Below are 26,598 nucleotides of genomic sequence, written 5' to 3' on the forward strand. Positions count from 1 at the left end.
TGTCGATTTCCCATTGCGGCCGGTGCTCCGGCAGGCAAAATTGGCCGCACCAGGAAAGAATGGAGTCTCAGGACATGCCGATCATCAACCGCATCGCCGAATTCCACAAGGACGTGACCGAGTGGCGTCGCGACATCCATGCCAACCCGGAACTGCAGTTCGAGGTGCATCGCACGGCCGCGCTGGTGGCGGAGAAGCTGAAAGAGTTCGGCGTCGACGAGATCGTGACGGGCATCGGACGCACCGGCGTGGTCGGCGTCATCAAGGGCCGCAAGAGCGACAGCGGTCGCACGATCGGCTTGCGCGCCGACATGGATGCGCTGCCGATCCAGGAGATTGTCGACCGTCCCTACAAGTCGAAGACGGATGGAGCGATGCATGCCTGCGGCCATGACGGCCATACGGCCATGCTGCTGGGTGCCGCGCGGTATCTGGCGGAGACGCGAAATTTCGACGGCACGGCGGTCGTCATCTTCCAGCCCGCGGAGGAGGGCGGCGGCGGCGGCCGGGAGATGGTCAATGAAGGCATGATGGATCGCTTCGCGATCGACGAGGTCTACGGCCTGCACAATGCGCCAGGCCTCCCGGCCGGGGCCTTCGCCATCCGAAGCGGTTCGATGATGGCGGCGGCCGACATGTTCGTCATCGACATCGAGGGCGTGGGCGGCCATGCGGCGCGCCCGCAGCGCTGCGTCGACACGACGCTGGTCGGTGCGCACATCATGACGGCGCTCCAGTCGGTGGTGGCGCGCAACGTCGATCCGGTCGAGGCCGCGGTGGTCTCCGTCACTACCTTCAAGGCGGGCGACACCTTCAACGTCATCCCGCAGACGGCGCGGCTCACGGGTACGGCGCGGACGCTATCGGCGGAGGTGCGCGATCTGCTCGAGGAGCGCATGCGCGAGGTCGTGGAACATACGGCGCGCGCCTTCGGGGCGAAAGCGACGCTGGACTACCAGCGCAACTATCCGGTCCTCTCGAACCATGTGCGTCAGGCCGAGTTCGCGGCCGGTGTCGCGCGGCAGGTCGCGGGCGACCGGGTCGACACCAACACGCCGCCGGTGATGGGCGGCGAGGACTTCGCGTTCATGCTGGAAGCCCGTCCGGGCGCCTTCATCTATCTCGGCCAGGGCGACGGACTCTACGTCCATCATCCCGCATACGACTTCAACGACGAGATTATCCCCGTCGGCTGTTCGTACTGGGCAAGGCTGGTCGAGACGGCGCTGCCGGCAAACTGAGACAGGACGGGTCGACCCGGAGGCGGTTCAGGCCGCCTTCGTGATGGTGAAGTCCACATGGACCGCGTCGTAGGGGAAAACGACCTTGCCGTCCTCGGTCCGGTTCAGGACGCCGGCGTTGATGAGAGCATGAACGTCTCCATGTACCGCCTTGACGTCGCGGCCGACGCGCCGCGCGGCTTCGCGGATCGACATCGGTCCCTGGCCCGTCATCGCCTTGATGATCTCCCAGCGTTTGGGCGTGAGGATCGACGAGAACAGTTCGACCGAGTTGAAGGAAATGAACTGCCCTTGCGGCTCGCCGCGAAAGGCGGCCGCCACACGCTTCTTCACCCTGTCGAGCGATGCAATCTCGAAGACGACGGTACTCATTTCCGATTCAGCCATTGCTCCACGTCCCGCCAGAATGCTTCCTGCAGCGTTTCCAAACCTTCGAACGGGAAGACCATTTGCCTGTCTCCCACATGCTTGTGATCGCCCTTTCCAGCTTCATTGTCATAGCGAACGCGGCAGACGCCCTCGACGACCAGCGCCATGCGGTACTTGTATCCATGAGCACTTCCACGAACGGGCGATGGTACGCGCCAGATGACGATTTCGGCGAACGCGACATCCGACAGTTCAATCCGCTGACGGATCAGAAGCTTCGCCTTCATGTTGGAGAACATACCAACATGCGCCCATGATGTAAAGAACTCCAACAGGCTGCGCCCGGCGCCGCGGCCTTGACTTGACGGCCTGTCCTGCCGCACAGGCTCCGGCAAGAAGAACGACGGGGAGATCGCCCGATGAGCATCGCATTCACCTTTCCCGGGCAGGGCAGCCAGTCGGTCGGAATGGGCAGGGACCTGGCCGACGCCTTTCCGGAGGCGCGCCGCGTCTTCGAGGAAGTCGACGAGGCTCTCGGCGAGAAGCTTTCCGCCATCATCTGGGACGGTCCGGAAGAGACGCTGACCCTCACGGCCAACGCCCAGCCCGCGTTGATGGCGGTCTCCATGGCTGCGATCCGAGCCATGGAGGCGCGCGGCTTTTCGCTGAAGGACAAGGTCTCCCACGTCGCCGGCCATTCGCTTGGCGAGTATTCGGCCCTGTGCGCCGCGGGCGTGTTCTCGATTGCGGATACCGCGCGGCTCCTGCGCATCCGCGGCAACGCCATGCAGGCGGCCGTTCCGGCGGGCGAAGGTGCCATGGCGGCGATCATCGGCCTCGAACAGGAGAAGGTCGAGGACGCCTGCGCGAAGGCCTCTGGCGGCGTCTGCCAGATCGCCAACGACAATGGCGGCGGGCAGCTGGTGATTTCGGGGACGAAGGCCGCCGTAGAGGACGGTGGGAGGCTGTGCACGGAAATGGGAGCCAAGCGCGCGCTCTTGCTTTCGGTCTCCGCGCCTTTCCATTCAGCGCTGATGCAGCCGGCGGCCGAAGCGATGCGCGAGGCGCTGTCGAAGGTGGACATGAACGCACCGTCGGTACCGGTCGTTGCCAATGTGACGGTCTCGCCGGTCACCGATCCCGACGAGATCCGGCGCCGCTTGGTCGAGCAGGTGACGGGCCGCGTACGCTGGCGGGAAACGGTGGAGTGGCTGGCGGCGAACGGTGTCGGCACTCTATTTGAAGTCGGCGCCGGCAAGGTGCTGTGCGGTCTCGCCCGACGCATCGATCGGAACCTGAACGCTGTGGCGATCAACTCACCGGCCGATGTGGAAGCCGCGCTCGCGACATTCGGCTGAAGCGGACGCATCCGGGTGCGGCAAGATCAGCGCGAAAACCGAAGGAGATGAAGATGTTTGATCTCAGCGGGCGAAAGGCCCTCGTCACCGGCGCTTCCGGCGGTATCGGCGAAGCGATCGCACGGGCTCTCCACAGGCAGGGCGCGACGGTCGGCCTGCATGGAACGAGGCAGGAGAAGCTCGAATCGCTCGCCGCCGAACTCGGTGATCGCGTCAAGGTCTTTCCCGCCAACCTCTCGAACCGCGACGAGGTGAAGGCGCTCGGACAGAAGGCCGAGGCCGAGCTCGAAGGCATCGACACCCTCGTCAACAATGCCGGCATCACCAAGGACGGCCTTTTCGTGCGGATGTCCGACGCGGACTGGGACTCGGTCCTGGAGGTGAACCTGACGTCGGTGTTTCGTCTGACGCGCGAACTGACCCATCCGATGATGCGCCGCCGTTTCGGCCGCATCATCAACATCACCTCCGTGGTCGGCGTCACCGGCAATCCCGGCCAGGCCAACTACTGCGCCTCCAAGGCCGGCATGATCGGCTTCTCCAAGTCGCTCGCGCAGGAGATCGCCCCGCGCAACGTCACGGTGAACTGCGTTGCGCCGGGCTTCATCGAATCGGCGATGACCGAGAAGCTCAACGACAAACAGAAGGACGCCATCCTGGGCATGATTCCCATGAAGCGGATGGGAACGGGCGATGAGATCGCATCGGCGGTGGTCTACCTGGCATCGGCCGAGGCGGCCTACGTGACAGGCCAGACGCTCCATGTGAACGGTGGGATGGCGATGATCTGACGCCGCCGACGCTTTGCGGGGCGAGGAATACCGCTTTGCGGCTGGCGACGGTTCGTGATATGCGGCGCCAGCCAGCGAAGAGACGGTCGTTTCCGTCTCAGCGGCAGGTTTCCAGCATCGAACCGTCGCACCGGAATGCGCCGTTGACAGGCCGGAGCGGTGCCATCTTTCAGCTTGATTAGCGGTTGACCTGCCGCTAACGAAGACCAACTTGAACCGAAGTCGAGGGTTTTGAAATGAGCGATACGGCAGAACGCGTGAAGAAGATCGTTGTCGAGCACCTTGGCGTCGACGCGGACAAGGTGACCGAGCAGGCGAGCTTCATCGACGATCTCGGCGCCGACAGCCTCGATACCGTCGAACTCGTGATGGCCTTCGAGGAAGAGTTCGGCGTGGAAATCCCCGACGATGCGGCGGAAACCATCCTGACGGTCGGCGATGCCGTGAAGTTCATCGAGAAGGCTTCGGCCTGAAGCGCCGGGCGCCTTCGGCGCTCGCCGGCTGATTTCGCATGAGACGTGTCGTCGTAACTGGTCTTGGTCTCCTGTCTCCCTTCGGAACGGGCGTCGAACATTCCTGGAAGCATTTGCTTTCGGGGAAGAGCGCGGCGCGCCGGATCGAAACCTTCGAGACGGGTGATCTTGCCTGCAAGATCGCCAACGTCATCCCGCGCGGAGACGGAAGCGACGGAAGTTTCAATCCCGATCTCGTGCTGGAGCCAAAGGACCAGCGCAAGATCGGCGACTTCATCATCTACGGCATAGCCGCGGCGGACGAGGCGCTGAGGGATTCCGGCTGGGAGCCGAAGACGGACGACGATCGGTGCGCCACGGGCGTGATGATCGGCTCCGGCATCGGCGGTGTCGAAGGGATAGCCGAGAACGCCCTAATCCTTCACGAGCGCGGCCCGCGCCGCATCAGCCCCTTCTTCATCCCCGGCAACATCATCAATCTGGTCTCGGGTCAGGTTTCGATCCGGCATGGACTCAAGGGCCCCAACCACGCCGTGGTGACAGCGTGCTCCACGGGTGCTCATGCCATCGGCGATGCCGCGCGGCTGATAGGGCTCGGGGACGCGGACGTAATGGTGGCTGGCGGGACCGAAGCGCCGATCAACCGCCTGTCGATTGCGGGTTTCGCCGCCTGCCGTGCCCTTTCGACGTCCTACAACGATACGCCCGAGAAGGCGTCGCGTCCCTACGACCGGGACCGTGACGGTTTCGTCATGGGCGAGGGCGCCGGGGTCGTCGTTCTGGAGGAACTCGAACACGCAAAGGCGCGCGGTGCGAAGATCTACGCCGAGGTCACCGGCTACGGGCTCAGTGGAGACGCCTACCACATCACCGCGCCCTCCGAGGACGGCGATGGAGCCTACCGCTGCATGAAGGCGGCGCTAAAACGCGCAGGGATATCGCCGTCGGACGTCGACTACATCAACGCCCACGGCACGTCGACAATGGCCGATACGATCGAACTCGGCGCCGTCGAACGCCTGGTCGGCGATGCCGCTCCCGGCATTTCGATGTCGTCGACGAAGTCGTCGATCGGTCATCTGCTTGGTGCGGCCGGTGCTGCGGAGGCCATCTTCTGCGTGCTCGCCATCCGCGACAACATCGCGCCCGCTACTATCAATCTCGACAATCCTTCCGCGCAGACCGCCATCGACCTCGTCCCGAACACGCCTCGCGAACGCCGGATCGACATCGCGCTTTCCAATTCCTTCGGCTTCGGCGGCACGAACGCATCTCTGGTATTTCAGCGATACGATGGCTGACCGGCGCAAGCCGCGAATTTTGCCATATTCGTCAATAGTGTTCCGGTGATCACGTCGTGATTCCGCCTCCTGCCGACGGAGCGTATCCGATCAAAAAACTGCCGTGCTGGGATAGTACGGAAACTGGACGTTCGCGGTTGCAACGAGACGAACGCCGTTCGAGGGAGCCTTGGGACGAGGATGACGACCGAAGACAATGCAACGTTTGGCAGACGAAGCGATGTTCCGAAACCGATTGTCCCCAAATCCGCCACAGAGGCGCTGAGACCCGAGATGGGAACTCCACCTCCACGGCGCGTGCGCCGGTCGCGGGGATCGCGAAACCAGTTCGTGGTCTTCCTCAACTTCGTCATGTCGTCGATCGTGCTGCTGACGTTGGCGGCCGGCGCGCTTCTCTACTTCGGCAAGCGCGAGTTCGAATCGCCGGGCCCTTCCCGGACAGGCGACGTGGTGATGATTCAGCCGAATTCGGGAGTAGGGGAGATCGCGACCCTGCTCGAACGACGCGGCCTGATCAGCGACGCGCGCATCTTCCGCTACGGTGTTCAGGCCTACGGGAACGACGCGAGCCTCAAGGCCGGCGAGTACGAGATCAAGCCGACCGCTTCGATGCGCGACATCATGGAACTCCTCAAGAGCGGACGATCGGTTCTGTATTCGCTGACGGTTCCGGAGGGTCTGACCGTCGAGCAGGCTTTCCAGCGGATTGCCGAGCACGAGGCCCTGACCGGCGAGATGCCCGACGAAATGCCGCCCGAGGGCAGCATCGTGGCCGATACCCAGCGCTTTACGCGCGGAACCACGCGCAAGGAGGTCATCCAGAGGCTGGTCGCCCAGCAGAAGGCGCTCGTCGAGAGCATCTGGGAGCGCCGCGCCGAGGGATTGCCGATCAAGGACATCAACGAATTCGTGACGCTTGCCTCGATCGTTGAGAAGGAGACCGGAGAGCCCGACGAGCGTTCGCGTGTGGCCGCCGTCTTCATCAACAGGCTGAGGAAGGGCATGCGCCTGCAGTCGGATCCGACCATCGTGTATGGTCTTTTCGGCGGCAAGGGGAAGCCCTCGGACCGGCCCATCTACAGGTCCGATATCGAAAACCACACACCCTACAACACCTACCAGATCGACGGCCTGCCTCCGACGCCCATCGCCACTCCGGGAAGAGCCTCGCTCGAAGCCGTGGCCAACCCGTCGCAGACGAACGATCTCTACTTCGTTGCCGACGGCACCGGCGGCCATGTCTTCGCCGAGACGCTCGACGAGCATAACCGCAACGTCGCCCGCTGGCGCGAATTCGAGCGGACGTCAAAGGAGACAGTCGCGCCAGCCGCCGGGGAAGCGGGAAGCGGCGACTGAACGCATTTCGGGCGGGAGACACGATGGCCGTTCAAAGCATGACGGGGTTCGCACGTGCCGGGGCGGAACACGACGGCATGGCCATTTCCTGGGAAATCCGGTCGGTGAATGGCAAGGGGCTCGAGGTCAGGCTGCGCCTGCCCCCGGGTTTCGAACGGCTTGAACAGCCGGTGAAACAGGCCGCGCAGAAGCGTTTCGCACGCGGCAACGTCCAGGCCACGCTTGCGGTCTCGCGCACAGGCACCGCCGCGCAGCCCGTCCTCAACGAAGCACTCCTGGAGACGGCGGCAAAGCTGGCGCGCGACCTTCAGGAACGGTTCGGATGTCAGCCGGCGACAGCCGACGGTCTGCTGGCGTTGCGTGGCGTGCTGGAGGTGCCCGATCTCGTCCAGAACGAAGCGGCGCGCGCGGCTGTCGATGCCGCGGTGCTTCAATCGCTCGCGGACGGATTTGCCGATCTTGAGCGCGCGCGGTTCGCCGAAGGCGCGGCGCTCGCGCAGATTCTGCTGGGGCATCTGGCGACGATCGAAGACCTGACGCTGAAGGCCGAGGCCGATCCCTCGCGCGAGCCGGCGGTCATCCGAGACCGCATTGCAGCACAGGTGAGCATGCTGATGGAGGCGACAGGATCTTCGCTGGATGAATCGCGGCTCCACATGGAAGCGGCCCTCCTGGCGACCAAGGCCGACATCCGGGAAGAGATCGATCGTCTCAAGGCGCACATCGCCCTCGCGCGCGAGATGATCGCGAAGGGGGGCGCCATCGGCAGGCGGCTCGATTTTCTTTCACAGGAATTCAACCGCGAATCGAATACCCTGTGCTCCAAGTCCAATGCCACCGCGCTGACCGCGATCGGTCTGGAACTGAAGGCGGTCGTCGATCAGTTCCGCGAACAGGTGCAGAACTTGGAGTAGATGACGATGGTCGAGAGAAAACCGGCCGAGAGCATTCGGCGCCGCGGCCTCATGCTCGTCTTGTCTTCCCCGTCGGGAGCCGGGAAATCGACAATCGCGCACAACCTGCTGGAGAGCGACAAGGAGTTTGAGCTTTCCGTCAGCGTCACGACACGGCCGCGCAGGGCGAGCGAGATCGACGGCGTCCACTATCATTTCCGTGGCAAGCGCGAGTTCGAGTATCTTCGCGACAATGACGAGTTGCTCGAATGGGCAGAAGTCCACGGCAATTTCTATGCGACGCCGCGTGAGCCGGCAGAACGGGCGATCGCGGAAGGCCGCGACATGCTGTTCGACATCGACTGGCAGGGCGCCGAACAGTTGCGTGAGCGCATGCGGGGCGACATCGTCTCCATCTTTATCCTGCCGCCGTCGATGCGCGAGCTGAAGGACCGGCTGCGCCGCCGTGCCGAAGACCAGGAGGCCGTCATCGCTGCCCGGCTCAGCAATGCCCGGTCGGAGATCGAGCACTGGCGCGAATACGACTACATCGTCGTCAACAGCGATCTGGACGCGGCGTTCTCGTCGGTGAAGGCGATCGTCGCAGCGGAGCGTCTCAGGCGCGACCGCCGGCCGGGTCTCTTCGAGTTCGTCTCGGGGCTGCTCGACGAGAAGCTGTAGCGCCTCTCAGGTCGCATTCGCCAGAGCGACGAACTCCTCGACCGACAGTGTTTCGGCACGCCGTGTGCCGTCGATCCCCACCTTTTCCAGCAGAGCCTCGCCCCCGAGGCTCTTCAGGCTTTGCCGCAACATCTTGCGGCGCTGGCCGAATGCAGCCTGCGTGACCCGCGCCAGCTTGCTTGCCTCGCAGGGGAGCGGCTCCAGCCGAGGAATCAGGTGCACGACAGCGGACGTGACCTTGGGCGGGGGCGTGAAGGCCTGGGCAGGGAGGTCGAAGGCGATGCGGGCCTGCGTCCGCCAGCCCGCCAGTACCGCCAGCCGCCCGTAGCTGCCGCTGCCCGGCGCGGCGACGATCCGTTCGGCGACCTCGCGCTGGAACATCAGGGTCATGGACGCGTAGAAGGGCGGCCACGGCTCGGCGGTGAGCCAGCCGACAAGCAATTCCGTGCCGATGTTGTAGGGAAGATTGGCGACGATCCTGACGGTCTCGCCTTCGGCGAGCGAGCGGAAATCGGTCTTGAGCGCGTCACCGTGCAGGACTTCCAGCCTGCCGGGATAGCGCTCCTGGATCTCCGCCAGCGCCGTCAGGCACCGCTCGTCGCGCTCGACGGCGATGACGCGGCGGGCGCCATGCGCCAGCAATGCCCGCGTCAGTCCGCCGGGTCCCGGACCGACCTCGATCACCGTTGCCCCTTCCAAATTACCCGCAGCGCGCGCGACCTTGCCGGTCAGGTTGAGGTCGAGGAGAAAGTTCTGGCCGAGCGATTTTTTCGCCATCAGGCCATGCCGGGTGATGACGTCGCGCAGTGGCGGCAACCCGTCGGAACTCATGCGAGCGTGACGTTGCGCTGGCGCCGCGCCATCTCCGCCGCCATCTTCAGCGCCGCGATCAGGCTGTCGGGCCGCGCGATGCCCTTTCCCGCGATGTCAAACGCGGTTCCGTGATCGGGCGAGGTGCGGATGAAGGGCAGACCCAACGTGACGTTCACGGTCTCGTCGAAGGCCAGCGCCTTGGCCGGAATGAGGGCCTGGTCGTGATACATGCAGATCGCGGCGTCGTAGGTCTCCCGCGCCCGCGCGTGGAACATGGTGTCCGCGGGCAGGGGGCCGAATGCCTCGATGCCTTCCGTACGCAGCCGATTGACCGCCGGCCGAACGACGGCCTCGTCCTCGCCGCCCATCGCGCCGTTCTCGCCCGCATGCGGATTGAGACCGGCAATCGCCAGGCGAGGCCGCTCTATCCCGAAGCGGGACCGCAGATCGTGTGCGGCGATGCGGGCGGTCGAGACGATGAGATCGGTGGTGAGCGTCTTCGGCACATCGGCAAGCGCGATGTGGATGGTGACCGGCACTGCCCGCAGCTGTGGTCCAGCAAGCATCATGACCGGCTGAACCGGCGCGCCTGACGCCAGCTCGCAGAGATGGGCGAGATATTCGGTGTGGCCGGGAAACTTGAACCCGGCCTCGTAGAGAGGCTTCTTCGCGATCGGGTTCGTCACGACCGCCGACGCGATTCCTGCTCTCACGTCGGCGACGGCCCGGTCGATCGCTTCCAGAATGCCGGCCGCGTCGCGGCTGTCCGCGTCGCCCGGACGGTCAGCCAGCGAAGCCCGGAGGGGCACGACGGGAATCGCTTCGGGGAATATCCTCGATGCGTCTTGCGGCGCGCAGGGGACGAAGGAGACCGATGCGCCGATGCGCCGGGCACGCGCTTCCATGAGGTGCGGGTCCGACAAGAAGTAGAAGGGCGGCACCTGCCGCTCTTTCCTCGCCAGCCACGCTGCTATCGTGATCTCCGGCCCGATCCCGGCCGGATCGCCGCAGGTCAGCGCCAGCGGCGGCTGGTCAGCGCTGGATGATCCGCGCATTCTTGCGCAGTTCCGCCAGATACTCCTCGGACAGTTTGGACGGCTTCTCCTCGCCGGCGATCTCGCTCTGGAACACCATCTGGGCGACACGATCGTCGGAGACCTCGCGCGCGCTACAGATGCCGATGAATTCCACGCCGCGATCGGTCTCGCGAACCGCCGTCGCCTGGCCCGTCTTCGTGGATTTGATGGACTCCGCCCAATCCGGCGGAAGTTCGGGCGCGAGCACCTTGCCGAGGTCGCGGACAGTCACGTCGAGCAGCCCTTTCGCGAACTCCCGCGTGGTATCGCATCCGTTGAAACGTGCGCGCATGGCCTCGGCCTCGCGCTTGCGCTTCCCAAGCTGCGCGGATCGTTCGGACGCGGGGACGACGAAAATGACCTGCTGAAGCAGATATTCGGTTGCAGTCGGCTTTGTTCCGCCCTGCTGAAGCATGCGTTGAACCGCGTCCTGTTCGCTGATCCGGGCTTCGGACCGAACCTTTGCACCGAGCACCTGGCTCCATCCCATCTGGGCGCGGATGTAATCCTTGAAGTGCGCTTTGGTCACACCGCTCTGGGCCATAATCTGGTCGACCTGGGCGACGGAGAGCTTGTTGCCGGCGGCAAAGCGCGCATAGGCATCATCCACCTGCTGGTCCGCTATCTTGATACGCCTGCGGTTGATCTCGGAAACCTGCAGGGCCTGCTCAATCATGGCATCGGAGGCGCTTCCGGAACGGCGCTGCAGTTTCAGGAAAGCGGCGCGGCGCGCGATGTCGTAGCTCGTTATGGGCACATCGTTCACGATGTACTTGATCTCGCTGGCATATCCCCGCGTGTCAGCGAAGAGCCCGGCCAGGCCGATCACGAAAGCGGCCAGGAGTGCCGGGAAGGTGAGGCGCCTCGTGGCAGTCATCATACGATAGATCCTGTCTGGCTATAGGAAGTTCAAGCGGTGACGCATGCGATTCCTATGCGGCGAAAGCATGACGCGGTCATTCGATGCCGAGTTCAGAGGTCACTTCGCCGGTCGACGTCCCGAAGTCGCCGAGTGTTCTTAACGTGATGCGGAACTCGACATCGTAGTCGACTTTATGGTTTCTCGTGTTTTCATCGCGCGCAAAGGTGAGCATGTAGGTGAAACATTCGTCTCCGTACCCGAACCCGATGCGGGTCGTGGCGAGCGTGTTCGAATTCAGGTCGTACGTGCCGCTTCCGAAGATGCGCCAGTTTTCGCTAAGCTTGTTGGACGCGCTGAGGCGGATTTCCTCGCGATCAATGTCGAACCCGTAGAGCGGCTGTTTCTGGATGAAGGCATACGTGGCACTCAGCTTCGTCGTACCGATCGATGTCGACCCGCCAATCTCCGCCCGTCTCGTTTCGAAGGTCCTCTCGTCGAATCGCCCTCCGGCGAAAAACTTGAGACCGACCGGCGTGTCGAGGTCCACGTACCCCACGAAATCCGAGACGTCGGTCTCGAGCCCCGAGAACGCCCCCGCATTCACCAGGTTCGGCGAGGCATAGGGGTTGGTGCCGGCCAGATGGTAGGACTGCCCGAATATGCCCGACGCGGTCCATCCATCGCCGAACGAACCGGTATAGCGGACTCCGAGATTGGCCCGCGTGCCCCCTTCGATCAGGTCGTAGCCTGAGAACTTGTCCCGCTCGAACAGTGATGCCGCGTCGAAGACCAGGCTCTGTGCGTCCTCGTTGGGAATGCCGAGCGTATCCCCGTAGGGAGCATCCGGCCGGACGAAAAGCTGTGCGATGGGTTCAAGCACGTGGGACGCACTCGTCGTCGAGAACATGACGGGCCAGCGCGCCTCCAGTCCGGCTGTCGCCATACCGCGGTAATAGGACGAACGTATGTCGGACGCGACGGTGCCGTAGGTCGAGCCGTCGTAGGAATAGCGCGATCCGCCGAGCTTGCCTGCCATGTGATTGATGGCCGCGATGGTGGAATCCGATGCATCGACCCCGATGGCATCGCCACGCACGTTGAGCAGGGGCGTCAGTAGGAGGCCGCCGTCAGTGACGAAACTGCGCTTCCACTCCGACTCAAGCGTGACCCGCCCGGTCGTTCCTTCGATGCCCCGCAGTGCCGGTGCGCCGCTTGCATAGTCCCGGTCGCTGCGATGGACGATCGCCGTGTTGAGGTCGAAGGTCAGTTCGCCGCCGGCGACGGGCTCGTCGATGGTCTTGGAATAATCGAGCGACGGAAGCACCCAGGGCTGCCGCGGGTCGAACTGAATGCCTTTGTGATAGCGATCCAGGACGGTGAACTTCTGGAAGCGGAGATCAAAGAAGTTCCGGTCGTTCAGTCCCGTCAGATAGATTTCATCCGTGCGCCGGTAGGCTCCGTATCCTCCGATTCCATACGTGGTGGCGAAGCGCGAGTCGCTCTGCAAGAGCACGTCCCACCCGAAGGACCAGCGCGGATTGATCGTGAAGGTGCCGCGCGTGCCGATCATGCCGCGCCGCTCGACGGTGCTGTCCACATAGTCCGGATCGAAAGAGCTAGGATCCTGCTGGCTGATCCCGGCGATAGTCACCGTATAGGTTCCGTTATTGAAGCGCTGGCGCCATTCGGCTTCGGTCAGGAAGCCCTGCTTGCCGTAGTAGGTGCCGGTGACGGTCAGATCGTAGGTCGGCGACAGGGCGAAGAAATAGGGGACAGATACGCTCGCGCCGAGGTATTTCGAGTAGCCGATCGTCGGCCGCAAGACACCGCTCTTGCGCTGGACGGTCGGGTCCGCCATCTCGAAATAGGGCAGGTAAGCGATCGGCAGCCCGAAGAATTCGAAGCGGGCGCCTTCGAAGCGCACCACCTTCTCTTCACCGTTCCAGATGATCTTCCGCGACTTGACACGCCAGATCGGAGCCTTGTCCGGGCGATCCTCGCACGGTTCGCACGCCGTGTAGACACCCTGGTTGAAGACCGTGACCCTGCCGCCGCGCCGTTCCGCGCTTTCGGCGGCGAAGTAGGTATCGTCGGTCGTCTCAACGGAAAGCGCGTTGATGAAGCCGTCGCCGAAATCCTCTGTCACGTCGATCTCGTCGGCGAAGATGCGCGTGCCTTCCTTGTCGAGGATCTCGACATTGCCGGAGGCCACGATCCGGCCCGTGCGCTGATTGTAGTCCACCCGCTGCGCCACCAGCCGGCTGCCGCCATATTTGATCCGGACCTGACCTTGCGCCGTGACCGTCTGAAGGTCGTTGTTGTAGATCACCGTGTCCGCTTCGAGGTACATCTGGGTGTCCTCGTCCGCGCCCGCGTCGAATGACGGCAGGTTCTGGGAATACGCGTTCGTGGCGCCGAGTGCGCAAAGCAACGCCAGAGCCGTCGCGCCACAAAGCAGCCGCGCGCGAGCGGTCGGTCCGCTTCCCCTCACCAACCCCAACTAACCGTCCTCCTTGTACAGCAGAAAGGTCACCCCGAAGAACATCGCGACGACCACCGGCATCCAGGCTGCGATGACCGGCGGCACGATCCCCGAACTGCCGAACGCCTTGACCAGAGTCGTGACGACATAAAGCAGAAACCCCGAGAGGATGCCACCCAGAATCAGGGTGGCCGATTGACCGAGTCTGACAAAACGCATCGACACCGTCGCCGCGATGAGCGTCATCGCGACCAGCAGCACCGGCATTGCTACAAGCGAGTGATATTGCATCGCAAATGCGTTTGCGGCGTAACCATAGGCCTTCGCGACTTCGATCTTTTCGCCGAGTTCGAGAAACGGCGTCGCCTCGGGGCGGGCGAGCTTTTCCTGGACGAATTCAGGGCGCAGGTTAGTCGCCACGCGCGTCGATTGCACCGTGACCGGTTTCTCGCCCGGCACGGACTCGCGGACGTCGTGAAGTTCCCAATATCCATCTACCAGCTTCGCGAGCCTGGCATCCTGACGCTTGACGATATTGCCGTTCTCGCCGAGGTGGATGAAGACGGCGTCCGAAAGCGTCAGACCCGAATCCAGCACGGCGCGCGCGCCGATGATGGTCTCGGCGCCATCGGTCTTCTGCCGCAACCAGGGCGCCGAGGACGCCGAAATCTCGTTCGAGTGGCCGGAGCGGAGTTCGCTCTCGATCACCTCTGTCCGCGCCACGCCGTGGGCCGCGATCGGATTGAGGACGAAGATCGTCAGCAGCCCGAACATCAGCGCGCCGATACAGGAGGGCAGCAGGAATTGCCATGCCGAGACACCGGCGGCACGGGCGATCACCAGTTCGTATTTCCTGTTCAGGGCAATCAGCGTGGCCATCGCCGAAAACAGCGCGACGAACGGCACCGTCTGCTGAAGGATCAGCGGAATGCGCAGGGCGGTCATTGCCAGCCCCAGTTCCAGGGAATAGCCGGGGAGCGATCCGAAGCGGTTGGCCTGCTCGGTGAAGTCGATGATGAAGATGAGAGCGGAGATTCCGGCGAAGAACCACAGGGTGATCACCACGTAGCGCCGGAAGAAGTACCGCCCGAGGGTCCAGCCGATCACGGTCTGCCCTCCATCGGCCGCAGCGGATTGAGCCTTCCGATCATGCGCCTGGACCATGCCCCCAGCGATGCGACGCGGTTGCCCAAAGTGTCGGCCCACGAAGCGGGGAGTTCTAGCAGGCGTCCGGTGACGACGAAGTAGAGGGCAAAGAGCGAATTTCCGAGAGGCACGGCATAGACGAGCGGTATGAAGGCGCGGCTGTCCTCCACCTTGTCGGCGAGAAAATATCCTTCCCACCGCACGAGCAATGCATAGGCGATTGCCGCGACCATCGGATGAATCCGGGCTTGCCTGTGCGATCGCACGTCGCCCGCGGCGGCGAGGGCGATCAGGGCGAACACGATGGAGTAGGTCCAGTCGGAAAGCCGCCGGTGCAGTTCCGCGACGTAGAGAAGCGGCACCTGCTGGTAGATGGTGTCGCCCGGATCGGGTTGGAGCAGGTATCCGAGGGTTCGGTCCTTCGGGTACAGGAAGACGCTGTCCGACTTGGCCTTGAACTCCGAGAGGTCGAATGCGTAGGACACGAACTTGATGACAGAGACGTCGCCTCCAGGCGTCTTGCGATGAACCTCGCCGTCGCGCATGAAAAGCACGCGGTCGTTGCCTTCGCTGTAGATCTCCCCGTTCTTGGCATAGAAGGCGAGGTCGACGTTCTTCGTGCGCGAATCCGCGACGAAGATGCCACCGAGACGTCCGTCCGGAAGGCGCTCCGAGACCTGGACGAAGAGGCCGTCCTGGATCTTGCGGAAGGACCCTTCCTCGATGACCGAGGCAAGGATGTCCGCATTGGCGTTGGCGACGATGTCGCGCACGCGCTGGCGTGCCGCGGGTTCTATGGCATTGTCGACGAAGAACGAGAGCGCGCTGGCAAGGAGCGCGAGAATGAGGACCGGCTTCACGATCGTCCATCGCGACGTCCCGGATGCCGAAATTACCGCGAGTTCGGAATCCTGGTTCATCGCCGCGAGCGTCTGCGTCACGCCGATGATCAGGGCGAACGGCGTCACGACGCCGACGACCGTGGGAAGCAGCAACGTCGCCACCTCGAAGAAGGTCATGGCCGTTTGGCCGCTGTCGGTCACGAGATTGATGCGGCTGAGCGCCTGCGTCGTCCACGCTATGCCGAGCGCGACCGCGAGAGCGCTGGCCGATACCTTCATCGCACGGGAGAAGATATATCGCTCGACGAGTTTCATTGGATGAATGCCAGCGCTCCTGTCCCTAGCCCTTCGCTCCGATGCGCCAGGCAGGCTATCCGTACGAGGCCGGCGTTACAACCGCTCGCTCTTTCGTCTGCGTTCAGAATTCTTTCGTCCCGACCGCATCCATGATGGGTCAGCAGGGCTAAAAAAGGGCAAAGAAGCAGGGTTAAGGCGCGGTTAAGCGATCGGGGAGGCAAATGCGATCACAATCAGGTTCACGAGGCCTTCCCCCTGATCTAGATATGTGTTCGATCTCCAATTCACCTCGAACAGAACCGGGATGACATGCATAAACCTCCTTCGATTGCTTTTGCGAAACTGACCGCCGCGCCGAAATCCGGCACCGTCGTTCTCCTCATGGCCGATGAAGGCGGTCTGGGCGGTGCCGTCAAATCGATCGACCCATCCGGAGCCGTGATGCGTGCGGCCGGCGCGGCGAAATTCACTGGCAAGATGGCCGCGCGCTTGGAAGTCTGGGCGCCCGAGGGAGCGCAGGCGGATCGGTTCTGCGTCGTCGGCGTCGGACAGGTCGAGAAGCTGGACGAGCAGGCGTGGATCAAGCTCGGCGGTGTTGCCTGCGCGATGGTCCAGAAGACCGATCAGGCGGCGCTCCTGCTGGATCTGCCGGGCGGGGCCCCCGACGGCGATGCGGCGGCGGCCTTCGCGCTCGGATTCCTGCTCCGCTCCTACGCCTTCGACAAGTACAAGACCAGGAAGAACGGCAAGGATAGGGACGAGGAGACCGAGAGTAAGGCGAAGATCGCCAAGCTGACGATCCACTGCGCCGATCCGTCGCGGACCAAGAAGGCCTTCGCGGACGTGGAAGCGGTGGCAGCGGGCGTCTGTCTCGCCCGCGATCTGGTCAACGAACCGGCGAACATCCTTGGTCCCGTCGAGTTCGCCGACCGGGCGAAGACACTCGAGGACCTTGGCGTCAAGGTCGAGATCCTCGCCGAGAAGGAGATGAAGAAGCTCGGTATGGGCGCGCTACTGGGCGTCGCGCAGGGGTCGCCTCGCGGTGCGCGGCTGGTGGTGATGCACTGGAACGGCGGCAAGGGGAAGGATCAGCCGATCGCCTTCGTCGGCAAGGGCGTGACCTTCGACACCGGCGGAAACTCGATGAAGCCTGCATCGGGCATGGAAGACATGAAGGGCGACATGGGCGGTGCCGCCGCCGTGACCGGCCTCATGCACGTCCTTGCCGCGCGCAAGGCCAAGGCGAACGTGATCGGGATCATCGGCCTTGTCGAAAATTCGGTCGACGGGCACGCGCAGCGTCCGGGCGACATCGTCACCTCGATGTCCGGCCAGACCATCGAAGTGCTCAACACCGATGCGGAAGGCCGCCTCGTGCTGGCGGATGCGCTCTGGTACTGCAACGACCGCTTCAAGCCGGGCTTCGTCGTCGACCTCGCCACGCTGACGGGTGCGATCATGGTCGCGCTCGGGCAGGGGCATGCCGGGCTGTTCTCCAACGACGACGGTCTCGCGCAGCGGCTATTTGCGGCGGGCCACGCGACCGGCGAGAAGGTGTGGCGCATGCCGCTGGGGCCGGAATACGACAAGCTGCTGGATTCGAAGAACGCCGACATGAAGAACATCGGCGGACGGTACGGCGGCGCCATTACCGCCGCACAGTTCCTGCAGCGCTTCGTGAAGGAGACGCCCTGGGCGCATCTCGACGTCGCGGGCACTGCGATGGGATCGCAGGCGAACGACATAAACCAGTCCTGGGGATCGGGCTTCGGCGTCCGTCTGCTCGACCGACTGGTCAGGGACCACTACGAGGCGTGACCGAAATCCTCTTCTATCACCTGACAGAATCGACGCTCGAGGATGCGCTTCCGCCGCTCCTCGAGCGCTCGCTGGCGCGCGACTGGCGGGCGGTCGTGCAGACCGGCAGCGAGGAGCGCCGGGACTCGCTCGACCAGCACTTGTGGACGTTTCGCGACGATTCCTTCGTCGCGCACGGCACCGATCGCGATCCGCATGCCGCGGAGCAGCCCGTTCTCCTCACGACCGGCAGCGGAAATCCCAACGCTGCTGATATCCGCTTCATCGTCGACGGCGCCCGTGCGCCGGCGCTCGACGATTATCAGCGCGCCGTCTTCATGTTCGATGGACATGACGAAGCGCAGGTCGCGCTGGCGCGCGACGACTGGCGTGCCGTGCGATCCGCCGGGCACCAGGCAACGTATTGGCAGCAGACGCCGGATCGCCGGTGGCAGCGGAAGGCGTAGAGCTCTCCCGGACGGAACTCAAAGGGCCGCCGCGCGGCCATTTCTGGACATCGCCTCGGGTGCGTGCCAAATCGCTCGTCGACGCGATGGCCGCAAGAACGGACTGCCAAGCATGCGCTTCTTCTTCCTGATCATCCTTCTTGCCGGCCTCGCACTGGGGGTCGGCTATCCCTGGGCGGTCAGGAACGTCAGCGGATACGAGATCGGCATCTTCCCGGTGTTCGGGCAGGGCAGCGGCTTCACCCCGGCCGAAGTCGCCCTCGCGCCCTCCGAGGCGCCGGTGAGCGTCGCGGTGGAGATGCAGACCTCGACGCCGTTCACGACGGAGGAGGGAACGGCGGTCCTGACGATAACCGCGATCACGGACGGGCGGACCGTCCTCGTCGCCCCGGTTTCCTTCGAGAACGCCGCGTCGAAGTCCGCGAGCCCTCAGGGCGGCATTGTCTACCGCGCCGACGTGGCCACCATCGATCCGGTCGACGGCGACGAGAACTACGTCTTCACCGTTGAACGGGCGGACGTCGAAGAGCTTCCGCTCGTCCGCGTCAGCCTGATCCTGAACGCGGGAGCTTTCGACCTCGACGCACGTGCCGTTCCCATCGGCTACATTCTCATCCTCGTCGGCCTTGTCGGATTCGTGGCGATGTTCCGCCGCCGGCGCATCCTCAACCGCAAGGTGGCGGCCGAGCAGCCGAAGTGGGGCAGGGGAGCGGAGACCGACAAAGAGAAGGGGAAGGAAAAGGAGCAGGAGTAGTAGGCACATGCGTGCCTGCGGTCCCCCGGCACCTCAGATCTCGGAAAAGTCGCCGGACCGCCCCTTGCCGGATGCGAACCGCGCGGCGCCCTTGCTGCCCTCCGCCCGAAAGGTTTCGGCGCTCTTCCATTCGTTGGCCAGCGCATGCGGAACGTCGAGCGACCACTGCTCGATGGCCGACCTTCGATCGGCGCGCATGCAGGACTGCGGAAAGCGGCTGATCTGCTCGGCGAGTTCGAGTGCTGCCTCCAGCGCGGCGCCTTCGTCGCAGAGCCGGTTGGCGAGGCCGATGGCGAGGCACTCCTCGGCCTCGACCTGCCTTCCGGTGAGAATCAGATCCATGGCGCGACCGTGCCCGACGATGCGCGGAAGCCTGACCGTGCCGCCGTCGATCAGCGGCACGCCCCAGCGGCGGCAGTAGACGCCCATGTAGGCCGAACGCTCGATTATCCGCATGTCGCACCAGAGCGCCAGTTCCATGCCGCCCGCGACGGCCGGTCCGGAGACGGCGGCGATAACGGGCTTGGAAAGCGACAGCCGGGTCGGCCCCATCGGTCCCTTCCGCGGCTGGTCGCCATGTCCGTCGAAGCTCGCGTCGAGATCGTGCTCGGCATACCAGGTCTCGTCCATTCCGCCCGCCGCGCGTTTCAGGTCGAAGCCGGCGCAGAAGGCGCCCGGGATGCCGGCGAGGATGGCCACCTTGAGCGCGGGGTCGCGATCGAATGCCACGAACTCGGCGAACAGCTGTGTCGCCATTTCCGGATCGACGGCGTTGCGCGCCTCGGGCCGGTCGATCGTGACGACCCTGATCTCGCCATGCGTTGCGGCCCTGATGCTCATTCGGCGATCCCCTCCTCGTATTCGGCGGAGAGCTGCAGCCAGGTCTCCTCGTGCCGCGCCAGCGCGGCCGCGAGTTCCGAGCGCTCCCTGGCGAGCCTCGTCGCCCTCTTGGGATCTTTCTCGTAGAGCGCCGGGTTTGCAAGCTCGTCCTCCACGCCGTCGAGCTTCTTGCGCGTGCGATCGATCAACCCCTCCGTGGCGCGGACCTGCTTGGCGACCGGCTCCATCGCCGCGCGGCGGGCGGCGGCCTCCCGGCGCTTGTCCGCCTTTGAGGCCTTGTCCGTTTCGCGCTTCTCGCGCCTGTCCGCCGCCCCGCCGGTGATCTGGCTGCGATAGTCGGAGAGGTCGCCCTCGTAGGGCGCCACCGTGCCGTCCTTAACCAGCCACAGCCGGTCGGCCGTCGCCTCGATCAGGTGCCGGTCGTGCGAGATCAGGATGACCGCACCGGGGTAATCGTTGAGCGCATGGATGAGGGATTCGCGGCTGTCGATGTCGAGATGGTTGGTCGGCTCGTCGAGGATGAAAAGATTCGGACCTTCGAACGAGGCCAGCCCCATCAGCAGCCGCGCCTTCTCGCCGCCCGAAAGGTCCTTCGCCGCGGTCGTCATCTTTTCGGTCGCGAGCCCCATCTGCGCGACGCGGGCGCGCACCTTGGATTCCGGCGCGTCCGGCATCAGGCGCCGCACGTGCTCGATGGCGTTTTCATCCGGGCGCAGGTCGTCGAGCTGGTGCTGCGCGAACATCGCCACCTTCAGCTGCGGCGCGATGGTGATGCCGCCGGTGTCGAGCTGCAGCCGGCTGGCAATCAGCTTTGCGAAGGTGGACTTGCCGTTGCCGTTGGCGCCGAGCAGAGCGATCCTGTCGTCCTCATCGATGCGCAGCGTCAGGTTCTTGAGGATCGGCTTGCCGGGCTCGTACCCGACTGCGCCATTCTGGATGGCGACGATCGGGGAGGCTACGCTCTTAACCGGCTCGGGAAAGGAGAACGGCCGCACAGTCTCGTCGCTCCACGCGGCGATCGGCTTCATCTTCTCAAGCGCTTTGATGCGCGACTGCGCCTGGCGGGCCTTGGAAGCCTTGGCACGGAACCGGTCGACGAAGGATTTTAGGTGCTTGCGCTGCGCGTCCTGCTTGACGCGCGCCTTCTCCTGCAGCTCGATCTGTTCGGCGCGCTGGCGCTCGAACTGGTCGTAGCCGCCGCGCCAGAAGGTGAGCTTTTTCTGGTCGAGATGGACGATCGAGGTGACCGCCCGGTTGAGCAGGTCGCGGTCGTGGCTGATCAGGAGCACGGTGTGCGGATAGCGCGAGACATAGTTTTCCAGCCAGAGCGTGCCTTCGAGATCGAGATAGTTGGTCGGCTCGTCCAGGAGCAGCAGGTCCGGCTCGGAAAACAGTACGGCTGCGAGCGCCACGCGCATGCGCCAGCCGCCGGAGAAAGATGATGCTGGCCGCTTCTGCGCGTCCTCGTCGAAGCCGAGGCCGGCCAGGATGGTGGCGGCGCGCGCTTCCGCCGAATGCGCGTCGATGTCGGCGAGCCGGATGTGGATTTCCGCAATACGGTTTGCGTCGGTGGTCGTCTTCTCCTCTTCCAGGAGTTCGGCGCGCTCCTTGTCCGCCTTCAGCACGATCTCGATCAGCGGCTCCTCGGTGCCTGGCGCTTCCTGCGCCACCTGGCCGATGCGGGCGTTCTTCGGCAGAGAAATCGTGCCGGTCTCGGTGGCGAGTTCACCGGTGATGGCGCGGAAGAGCGTCGTCTTGCCCGTGCCGTTGCGGCCGACGAGGCCGGCCTTCGCGCCCGCCGGCAGCGACAGCGAGGCATGGTCGATGAGAAGGCGCCCGGCGATGCGCAAGGAGATGTCGGAAAGCGTGATCATGGCCGGCGCTTAATGACGGAGCAGGGCGGCGGACGCAAGGGCGGCGTTGGCAGCGTCGTCTTGGAGGTGTATGAATGCAAGCTCGATACACATCGAGGAATCCATGCGCACCAACATCGACATCGACGATGAACTGATGGCCGAGGCGATGCGGCTCTCGGGCAAGAAGACCAAGAAGGAGACGGTCGAGGAAGCGCTCGCCATGTTGGTGCGGTCGCGTCGCGGAGCGGAGGCTCTGCGCGCGTTGCGCGGCAAGGTTGAATGGGAGGGTGATCTCGACGCGATGCGCCGCGACAAATGATCCTCGTCGATACATCCGTCTGGATCGAGTACCTGACCAAGCCGTATTCGGAAGCGTCGCAGCGCCTGGACGATCTGTTTGGACAGCACGAGATCGTCCTTGGCGATCTCGTCATGACCGAAGTCCTCCAGGGAACCCGCGAAGGTCGAGAACTGCGGATGGTCGAGGCGGCTATCGCAACGTTCCGCATCGTTACCCTTTGCGGAGCGGCGCTCGCTCCGAAAGCCGCCTCCAACTACCGATACCTTCGACGTCGCGGCGTCACGGTACGTGGCACGATAGACGTCATCATCGCCACCTGGTGTATAGAGAACCGCGCCGAACTGCTCCACAACGACCGTGATTTCGATCCAATCGAGAGGGAACTCGGGCTTTCGGTTCTGCGGTGATCGACCGCGTGAACGCAGCCGGGTCACCATCCTCACGCGAACTGCCGCCCTTCCTCCGTCCGCTGGAAATAGATCATGTCCAGGCTTGGAGGTTCGCGGCCGAGCAGGGACAGGATCGTGTGCGCCTGGCCGCGGTGATGGGTCTGGTGGTTGAAGAAGTGGGTCAGGGCCGGCGCCAGCCGCTGGCTAACGGTGCGCATGTCGGTGACGGTGATGTAGGAGAATCGACCGGCGAATGCCTTCTCTTCGAGGCCTTCGATCCAGCTAGATATCCTCTCGTCCTCCGCCTCGCGCGCGATCCGCAGCGGGTCGAGATTGGGATGGATGATGGCGTCGAGCGACCTCGGCGCTTCGCCATGCGCGGTGAAGCGCTTCATCCAGATGCGGTCGGCGACCAGGATGTGGTTGAGCGTGCCCATCATCGACCTGAAGAACGCGCCGACGTCCTGCGCGAACTCGGCATCCGTTAAGTCGACCGCGGCATCGTAAAGCCGGCCGTTGGCCCAACGGTTATAGGCGGCGAGCATCTGGAAATGGTGCTTCATCCCTCTTTTCTTTCGGCTCGGGAAGGGTTCAACTGACGCTCCCATTAACACCTGCCGGGGAGCCGATCCAATGGCCATTCTGCTGTATGAACTCGTCGGCGCCGACGCGGCGCGACCGTTCAGCCCGCACTGCTGGAAGATCTCGATGGCGCTGGCCCACAAGGGGCTGGAATACAAGTCCATGCCTGCTCCCTTCACGGCCATTCCCAGGGTCGAAGAGGGTGCGACCAAGACCGTTCCGCTGATCAGGGACGGCGACCGGCTGGTCTCGGATTCCTTCGATATCGCTCTCTATCTGGAGGAGACCTATCCGGACCGGCCGACGCTCTTTGGCGGCGACGGCGGGAAGGCCATGGCGCGCTTCGTGGAACGCTGGTCGCAACTCACCATCCACTCCTATCTCGGGGCGGCCGTGCTGATGGACATCCACGACTGCCTCGATGCCGAGGACAAGGCACATTTCCGGCGCACGCGCGAACAGCGGTTCGGCCGGCCGATCGAGGAGGTGCCGGCCGGACGCGAGGAGAAACTGGCGGCGTTCCGGGCCTCCCTCGAGCCGCTGCGCAGCACGCTCTCTGTACAGCCCTTCATCGGCGGGCAGTCTCCGCTGTTTTGCGACTACATCGTCTTCGGCGCCTTCCAGTGGGCGCGCATCGTCTCGTCCTACCAGCCGCTCGCTGACGACGATCCGGTTCGCGACTGGTTCGAGCGGTGCCTGCATCTGCACGACGGTCTCGGCGCGAAAGTCTCCGCTGCGGCCTGACGCCGCCGTTCCGGCGACGGGCTTCCCCGCCATCTTGTCCCCTTGGCATCGCGGGGGGCGGCCTGTATAGAGCCGCCACTTCCCCAATCCGACTGCAGAAGGAACTGACGATGGCGATCGAACGCACCTTTTCGATGATCAAGCCCGATGCCACCCGGCGCAATCTCACCGGCGCGATCACCAAGATGCTGGAGGATGCGGGCCTGCGCGTCGTCGCGTCCAAGCGCGTGTGGATGAGCCTGCGCGAGGCGGAAGGCTTCTATGCCGTTCACAAGGAGCGGCCGTTCTTCCAGGAACTGACCGAATTCATGTCCTCCGGACCCGCTATCGTCCAGGTGCTCGAGGGCGAGAACGCGATTGCGAAGAACCGCGAAGTAATGGGCGCCACCAACCCAGCGAATGCCGCCGAGGGCACGATCCGCAAGGCCCACGCCCTGTCGATCGGCGAAAACTCCGTCCATGGTTCGGACGCGCCCGAGACCGCCGCTCAGGAGATCAAGTACTGGTTTTCCGACATCGAGATCGTCGGCTGACCATCTGTCTTACGGAATTTCCAGTCGAAGGCCGGCCGCTCGCGCCGGCCTTTTTCATGGCAAGACTAGGCGATAAGCTGGTCGAGATGTTCGGGCCCCTGCGTGCCGCTTATCGCGGACAGGATCATCGTCTCGAATTCGGTTGCGGGCAGCGCGGCGCTGTAGAGGAAACCCTGGAAACAGTCGCAGCCGAAGGCGTGCAGGAAGGCTTCCTGGTTCTTCGTCTCGACATGTTCGGCGACCACTTCCAGGTGGAGCGTGTTCGCCATGGCGAGGATGGTGCGGACCAGCGCGCGGTCGCTCTCCGAATTCTCGATGTCGGTGACGAAGCCTCCATCGATCTTCACCTCGTCGAACGGGAGCTTCTTGAGGCGGGCAAGCGAGGAGAAGCCGCTGCCGAAATCATCGAGCGAGAAGCGGATCCCCATCTCCTTCAGCGCTCGCATCCGGCTCGCGATCGCGGCATTGTCGGTGACGGTTACGCTTTCGGCGAACTCGATGGTGAGGAGAGAGGCGTCGATGTTGCTGGCGGCCACGAGATCCTCGACGAAGCGGACGACACCGCTGGTGCCGAAAGTCTTCACGCTCACGTTCACCGCCAGCCGAAGCTGCGACGTCTCCGGGCGTTCGGACCACTCCGCCAGTTTGCGGATGGCCGTCTTCAGGACGAACCGGCACAGGCTGCCGATCAGGCCCGACTGTTCGGCGAGCGGTATGATCCGCAGCGGCGACACCGGCCCGAGCACGGGATGGTTCCAGCGCAGGAGCGCCTCGGCGCCGACGATCTTGCCGGTTCTGTCGATCTGCGGCTGATAGTGGAGTTCGAGGGTTTCGTCCGCGATGGCCTTGCGCAGGTCGCCGACGAGGACGTAGCGCTCGTTCTCACACTCCATCAGGGACGGGTCGAAGAGCGCGGCCGAGTCGCGCCCGGTGCTCTTCGCCTGGTACATGGCGATGTCGGCCCGCTTCAGGATCTCGTCCACCCTGCGCTCAGTCCCGTCGAACACCACCACGCCGATGCTTGCCGAGGAGGAATGGCGGATCTCGCCGAGTTCGAACGGTCGTCGCAGCGCCGCCAGCATGTCGTTCGCTGCTCCGGCCGCCATCGCTTCCGCGGCGGGCTGGTCGCCGGCAACGTCTTCGATCATGAGGATGAATTCGTCGCCGCCCATGCGCGCGATGGTGTCGGTGTCGCGCACGCAGCCCTTGAGCCTTTCTGCGATCTCCCGCAAATACGCGTCTCCGACGTCGTGGCCCTGCGTGTCGTTGAGGATCTTGAAGTTGTCGAGATCGATGAAGAACAGCAGGCTCTTGCGGCCGTTGCGGCCGCATTCTCCGACCGCGGCCGAGATGCGTTCGACCAAGAACCTGCGATTCGGAAGCTGCGTGAGCGGGTCGAAATAGGCGAGTTTCTCGATCTCCAGGGCCTGGCGCTTCCGCAGGGAGATGTCGGAGACATATCCGTACCAGGTGGTGCACCCTTCGCCGGCTTCCGGCTGGGCGCACATGCGCAGCCATTTTTCCTGCCCATCCGCGGTGCGGATGCGGAACTCGTGGTCGATCGGCGTCAGGCCGAGGTTGGAGTTGCGGAACGCGTCCACGTAGGCTTCGCGATCCTCGGGATGAACGAAGGAATGGAACAGCGAGGCGTCGTCGTAGTGCCGCCGCAGCGGTATGCCTGCGATGCGGTGGAAACCTTCGCTCAGGTAATCGATCTTCGACACGCCGCCCGAATTCGCCGTCAGCTGGAACAGGCCGCCGGGCAGGTGGCTGGTCAGCTTTCTGAACTTCTCCTCGAGCTTCAGCCGCGCAATCGTCTCGGTAATCTCCCGCACCGACCCTTCATAGTGGAGCGGCTTGCCGGTCTTCTTGTCGTACACGATGCGGGCGGATTCGGTGATCCAGATCCGCTCTCGCGTCTTGTGCCTGAATATCTCCGAAACGAAGTCCTCGACATAACCGTTCTGGTGGAGGATTTCGCGGAACTGATCCCGGCGGGTCGGATCAACGTACCATTCTGCCGCGATGTCGCTCACCGAGGCGAGCATCTCTTCTTCTTCTTCGTAGCCGTTCAACTTCACCAGGGCGCGGTTGGCGCTGATCTGGCTGCCGTCGATCGACGAACGGTATACGCCCTCGGACAGATGTTCGATGAGTTCGCGGGTGTTGTCGTTCTCATCCATGGCTTTGCGGTAGAGCCGCCGGTAGCGCCAGGCGAATGCACCCGACAGGGCGACCGTCAAGACAGACAGCAGGATCGAGCGATTGTCACCGCTTGAGAAGGCTGCAATCCCATCGACCAGCCAGTCCATTTCCGCTGCCGTTGCCGTTCCGACCAGAAGCAATCGTACGGC

At 64.0% G+C, this 26,598-nt stretch carries 27 protein-coding genes; 15 read left to right on the forward strand and 12 right to left on the reverse strand.

Annotated features, from left to right (window positions below):
- Positions 1–74 precede the first annotated feature (74 nt).
- Positions 75–1,241, forward strand: coding sequence for a M20 aminoacylase family protein (locus ABGN05_RS22480; protein WP_367956283.1), 1,167 nt, complete (start codon positions 75–77; stop codon positions 1,239–1,241).
- Between the two features lie 27 nt (positions 1,242–1,268).
- Here the strand turns inward: ABGN05_RS22480 and ABGN05_RS22485 are convergent, their stop codons facing one another.
- A complete protein-coding gene (locus ABGN05_RS22485; protein ID WP_367956284.1) occupies positions 1,269–1,628 on the reverse strand; it encodes an HVO_A0114 family putative DNA-binding protein in 360 nt (119 codons plus the stop codon).
- Positions 1,610–1,942: a toxin-antitoxin system TumE family protein gene (locus tag ABGN05_RS22490; protein WP_367956285.1), complete on the reverse strand. Its 333-nt coding sequence runs from the start codon at positions 1,940–1,942 to the stop codon at positions 1,610–1,612. Before ABGN05_RS22490 ends, ABGN05_RS22485 begins: the two co-directional genes overlap by 19 nt.
- Before the next feature lie 87 nt (positions 1,943–2,029).
- Between ABGN05_RS22490 and fabD the strand changes: the two genes are divergently transcribed.
- From fabD to gmk, 7 genes are all read left to right on the forward strand, one after another.
- Entirely contained in the window at positions 2,030–2,968 is a 939-nt protein-coding gene (gene fabD / locus ABGN05_RS22495) for an ACP S-malonyltransferase (protein ID WP_367956286.1), read from the forward strand.
- A gap of 53 nt (positions 2,969–3,021) precedes the next feature.
- Positions 3,022–3,759 carry a 3-oxoacyl-[acyl-carrier-protein] reductase gene (gene fabG, locus ABGN05_RS22500; RefSeq protein WP_367956287.1) on the forward strand — a complete coding sequence of 246 codons (738 nt, stop codon included), beginning with the start codon at positions 3,022–3,024 and terminating at the stop codon, positions 3,757–3,759.
- 236 nt (positions 3,760–3,995) lie between these two features.
- Positions 3,996–4,232: an acyl carrier protein gene (locus ABGN05_RS22505; RefSeq protein ID WP_072603879.1), complete on the forward strand. Its 237-nt coding sequence runs from the start codon at positions 3,996–3,998 to the stop codon at positions 4,230–4,232.
- A gap of 38 nt (positions 4,233–4,270) precedes the next feature.
- Positions 4,271–5,533, forward strand: coding sequence for a beta-ketoacyl-ACP synthase II (gene fabF / locus ABGN05_RS22510; RefSeq protein WP_367956288.1), 1,263 nt, complete (start codon positions 4,271–4,273; stop codon positions 5,531–5,533).
- 180 nt (positions 5,534–5,713) lie between these two features.
- Entirely contained in the window at positions 5,714–6,889 is a 1,176-nt protein-coding gene (gene mltG / locus ABGN05_RS22515; protein ID WP_367956289.1) for an endolytic transglycosylase MltG, read from the forward strand.
- A 23-nt stretch (positions 6,890–6,912) separates the two neighbouring features.
- Entirely contained in the window at positions 6,913–7,803 is an 891-nt protein-coding gene (locus ABGN05_RS22520) for a YicC/YloC family endoribonuclease (protein WP_367956290.1), read from the forward strand.
- A gap of 6 nt (positions 7,804–7,809) precedes the next feature.
- Complete coding sequence (gene gmk / locus ABGN05_RS22525; RefSeq protein ID WP_367956291.1) at positions 7,810–8,463, forward strand: guanylate kinase; 654 nt, start codon at positions 7,810–7,812, stop codon at positions 8,461–8,463.
- A gap of 6 nt (positions 8,464–8,469) precedes the next feature.
- On the opposite strand, the gene rsmA is transcribed toward gmk, so the two are convergent.
- The 6 genes from rsmA to lptF form a co-directional block, all read right to left on the reverse strand.
- Complete coding sequence (gene rsmA, locus ABGN05_RS22530) at positions 8,470–9,294, reverse strand: 16S rRNA (adenine(1518)-N(6)/adenine(1519)-N(6))-dimethyltransferase RsmA (RefSeq protein ID WP_367956292.1); 825 nt, start codon at positions 9,292–9,294, stop codon at positions 8,470–8,472.
- Positions 9,291–10,331: a 4-hydroxythreonine-4-phosphate dehydrogenase PdxA gene (pdxA, locus tag ABGN05_RS22535; RefSeq protein WP_367956293.1), complete on the reverse strand. Its 1,041-nt coding sequence runs from the start codon at positions 10,329–10,331 to the stop codon at positions 9,291–9,293. Before pdxA ends, rsmA begins: the two co-directional genes overlap by 4 nt.
- Positions 10,309–11,232 (reverse strand): peptidylprolyl isomerase, encoded by a 924-nt coding sequence (locus ABGN05_RS22540; protein WP_367956294.1) that lies wholly within the window; start codon positions 11,230–11,232, stop codon positions 10,309–10,311. The genes pdxA and ABGN05_RS22540 overlap by 23 nt, the downstream gene beginning before the upstream one ends.
- Positions 11,233–11,308: 76 nt before the next feature.
- A complete protein-coding gene (locus ABGN05_RS22545; protein ID WP_367956295.1) occupies positions 11,309–13,564 on the reverse strand; it encodes an LPS-assembly protein LptD in 2,256 nt (751 codons plus the stop codon).
- Positions 13,565–13,714: 150 nt separating this feature from the next.
- On the reverse strand, positions 13,715–14,803 hold the full coding sequence (lptG, locus tag ABGN05_RS22550) for an LPS export ABC transporter permease LptG (protein ID WP_367956296.1): 1,089 nt from the start codon (positions 14,801–14,803) through the stop codon (positions 13,715–13,717).
- On the reverse strand, positions 14,800–15,999 hold the full coding sequence (lptF, locus tag ABGN05_RS22555) for an LPS export ABC transporter permease LptF (protein ID WP_367956297.1): 1,200 nt from the start codon (positions 15,997–15,999) through the stop codon (positions 14,800–14,802). The genes lptG and lptF overlap by 4 nt, the downstream gene beginning before the upstream one ends.
- Positions 16,000–16,290: 291 nt before the next feature.
- Here lptF and ABGN05_RS22560 point away from each other — a divergent pair, with 291 nt between their 5' ends.
- The 3 genes from ABGN05_RS22560 (at position 16,291) to ABGN05_RS22570 (ending at position 18,999) form a co-directional block, all read left to right on the forward strand.
- Positions 16,291–17,799 (forward strand): leucyl aminopeptidase, encoded by a 1,509-nt coding sequence (locus tag ABGN05_RS22560; RefSeq protein ID WP_367956298.1) that lies wholly within the window; start codon positions 16,291–16,293, stop codon positions 17,797–17,799.
- Positions 17,796–18,245 (forward strand): DNA polymerase III subunit chi, encoded by a 450-nt coding sequence (locus ABGN05_RS22565; RefSeq protein WP_367956299.1) that lies wholly within the window; start codon positions 17,796–17,798, stop codon positions 18,243–18,245. Before ABGN05_RS22560 ends, ABGN05_RS22565 begins: the two co-directional genes overlap by 4 nt.
- Before the next feature lie 112 nt (positions 18,246–18,357).
- On the forward strand, positions 18,358–18,999 hold the full coding sequence (locus ABGN05_RS22570) for a hypothetical protein (protein WP_367956300.1): 642 nt from the start codon (positions 18,358–18,360) through the stop codon (positions 18,997–18,999).
- Positions 19,000–19,032: 33 nt separating this feature from the next.
- On the opposite strand, the gene ABGN05_RS22575 is transcribed toward ABGN05_RS22570, so the two are convergent.
- Both ABGN05_RS22575 and ABGN05_RS22580 read right to left on the reverse strand, forming a co-directional pair.
- Positions 19,033–19,839 carry a crotonase/enoyl-CoA hydratase family protein gene (locus ABGN05_RS22575; protein WP_367956301.1) on the reverse strand — a complete coding sequence of 269 codons (807 nt, stop codon included), beginning with the start codon at positions 19,837–19,839 and terminating at the stop codon, positions 19,033–19,035.
- Entirely contained in the window at positions 19,836–21,713 is a 1,878-nt protein-coding gene (locus ABGN05_RS22580) for an ATP-binding cassette domain-containing protein (RefSeq protein WP_367956302.1), read from the reverse strand. The genes ABGN05_RS22575 and ABGN05_RS22580 overlap by 4 nt, the downstream gene beginning before the upstream one ends.
- Before the next feature lie 103 nt (positions 21,714–21,816).
- Between ABGN05_RS22580 and ABGN05_RS22585 the strand changes: the two genes are divergently transcribed.
- Both ABGN05_RS22585 and vapC read left to right on the forward strand, forming a co-directional pair.
- Positions 21,817–22,014, forward strand: a complete 198-nt coding sequence (locus tag ABGN05_RS22585) for a type II toxin-antitoxin system VapB family antitoxin (protein WP_367956303.1) — start codon at positions 21,817–21,819, stop codon at positions 22,012–22,014.
- Positions 22,011–22,403 carry a type II toxin-antitoxin system VapC family toxin gene (vapC, locus tag ABGN05_RS22590; protein WP_367956304.1) on the forward strand — a complete coding sequence of 131 codons (393 nt, stop codon included), beginning with the start codon at positions 22,011–22,013 and terminating at the stop codon, positions 22,401–22,403. The genes ABGN05_RS22585 and vapC overlap by 4 nt, the downstream gene beginning before the upstream one ends.
- Positions 22,404–22,435: 32 nt before the next feature.
- Here vapC and ABGN05_RS22595 read toward each other — a convergent pair whose 3' ends face one another.
- Entirely contained in the window at positions 22,436–22,948 is a 513-nt protein-coding gene (locus ABGN05_RS22595; protein WP_367956305.1) for a DinB family protein, read from the reverse strand.
- A gap of 70 nt (positions 22,949–23,018) precedes the next feature.
- Between ABGN05_RS22595 and ABGN05_RS22600 the strand changes: the two genes are divergently transcribed.
- Positions 23,019–23,711, forward strand: coding sequence for a glutathione S-transferase family protein (locus ABGN05_RS22600; protein WP_367956306.1), 693 nt, complete (start codon positions 23,019–23,021; stop codon positions 23,709–23,711).
- A gap of 110 nt (positions 23,712–23,821) precedes the next feature.
- The gene (gene ndk, locus ABGN05_RS22605) at positions 23,822–24,244 is read left to right on the forward strand and encodes a nucleoside-diphosphate kinase (RefSeq protein WP_367956307.1); all 423 of its coding nucleotides are present in this window, start codon (positions 23,822–23,824) and stop codon (positions 24,242–24,244) included.
- A 65-nt stretch (positions 24,245–24,309) separates the two neighbouring features.
- Here the strand turns inward: ndk and ABGN05_RS22610 are convergent, their stop codons facing one another.
- On the reverse strand, positions 24,310–26,556 hold the full coding sequence (locus tag ABGN05_RS22610; RefSeq protein WP_367956308.1) for a sensor domain-containing protein: 2,247 nt from the start codon (positions 26,554–26,556) through the stop codon (positions 24,310–24,312).
- Between the last annotated feature and the right edge of the window lie 42 nt (positions 26,557–26,598).

Origin of the sequence: Aquibium pacificum (genome assembly GCF_040839445.1) — a bacterium.
In the GTDB taxonomy this organism is placed as follows: domain Bacteria; phylum Pseudomonadota; class Alphaproteobacteria; order Rhizobiales; family Rhizobiaceae; genus Aquibium; species Aquibium pacificus.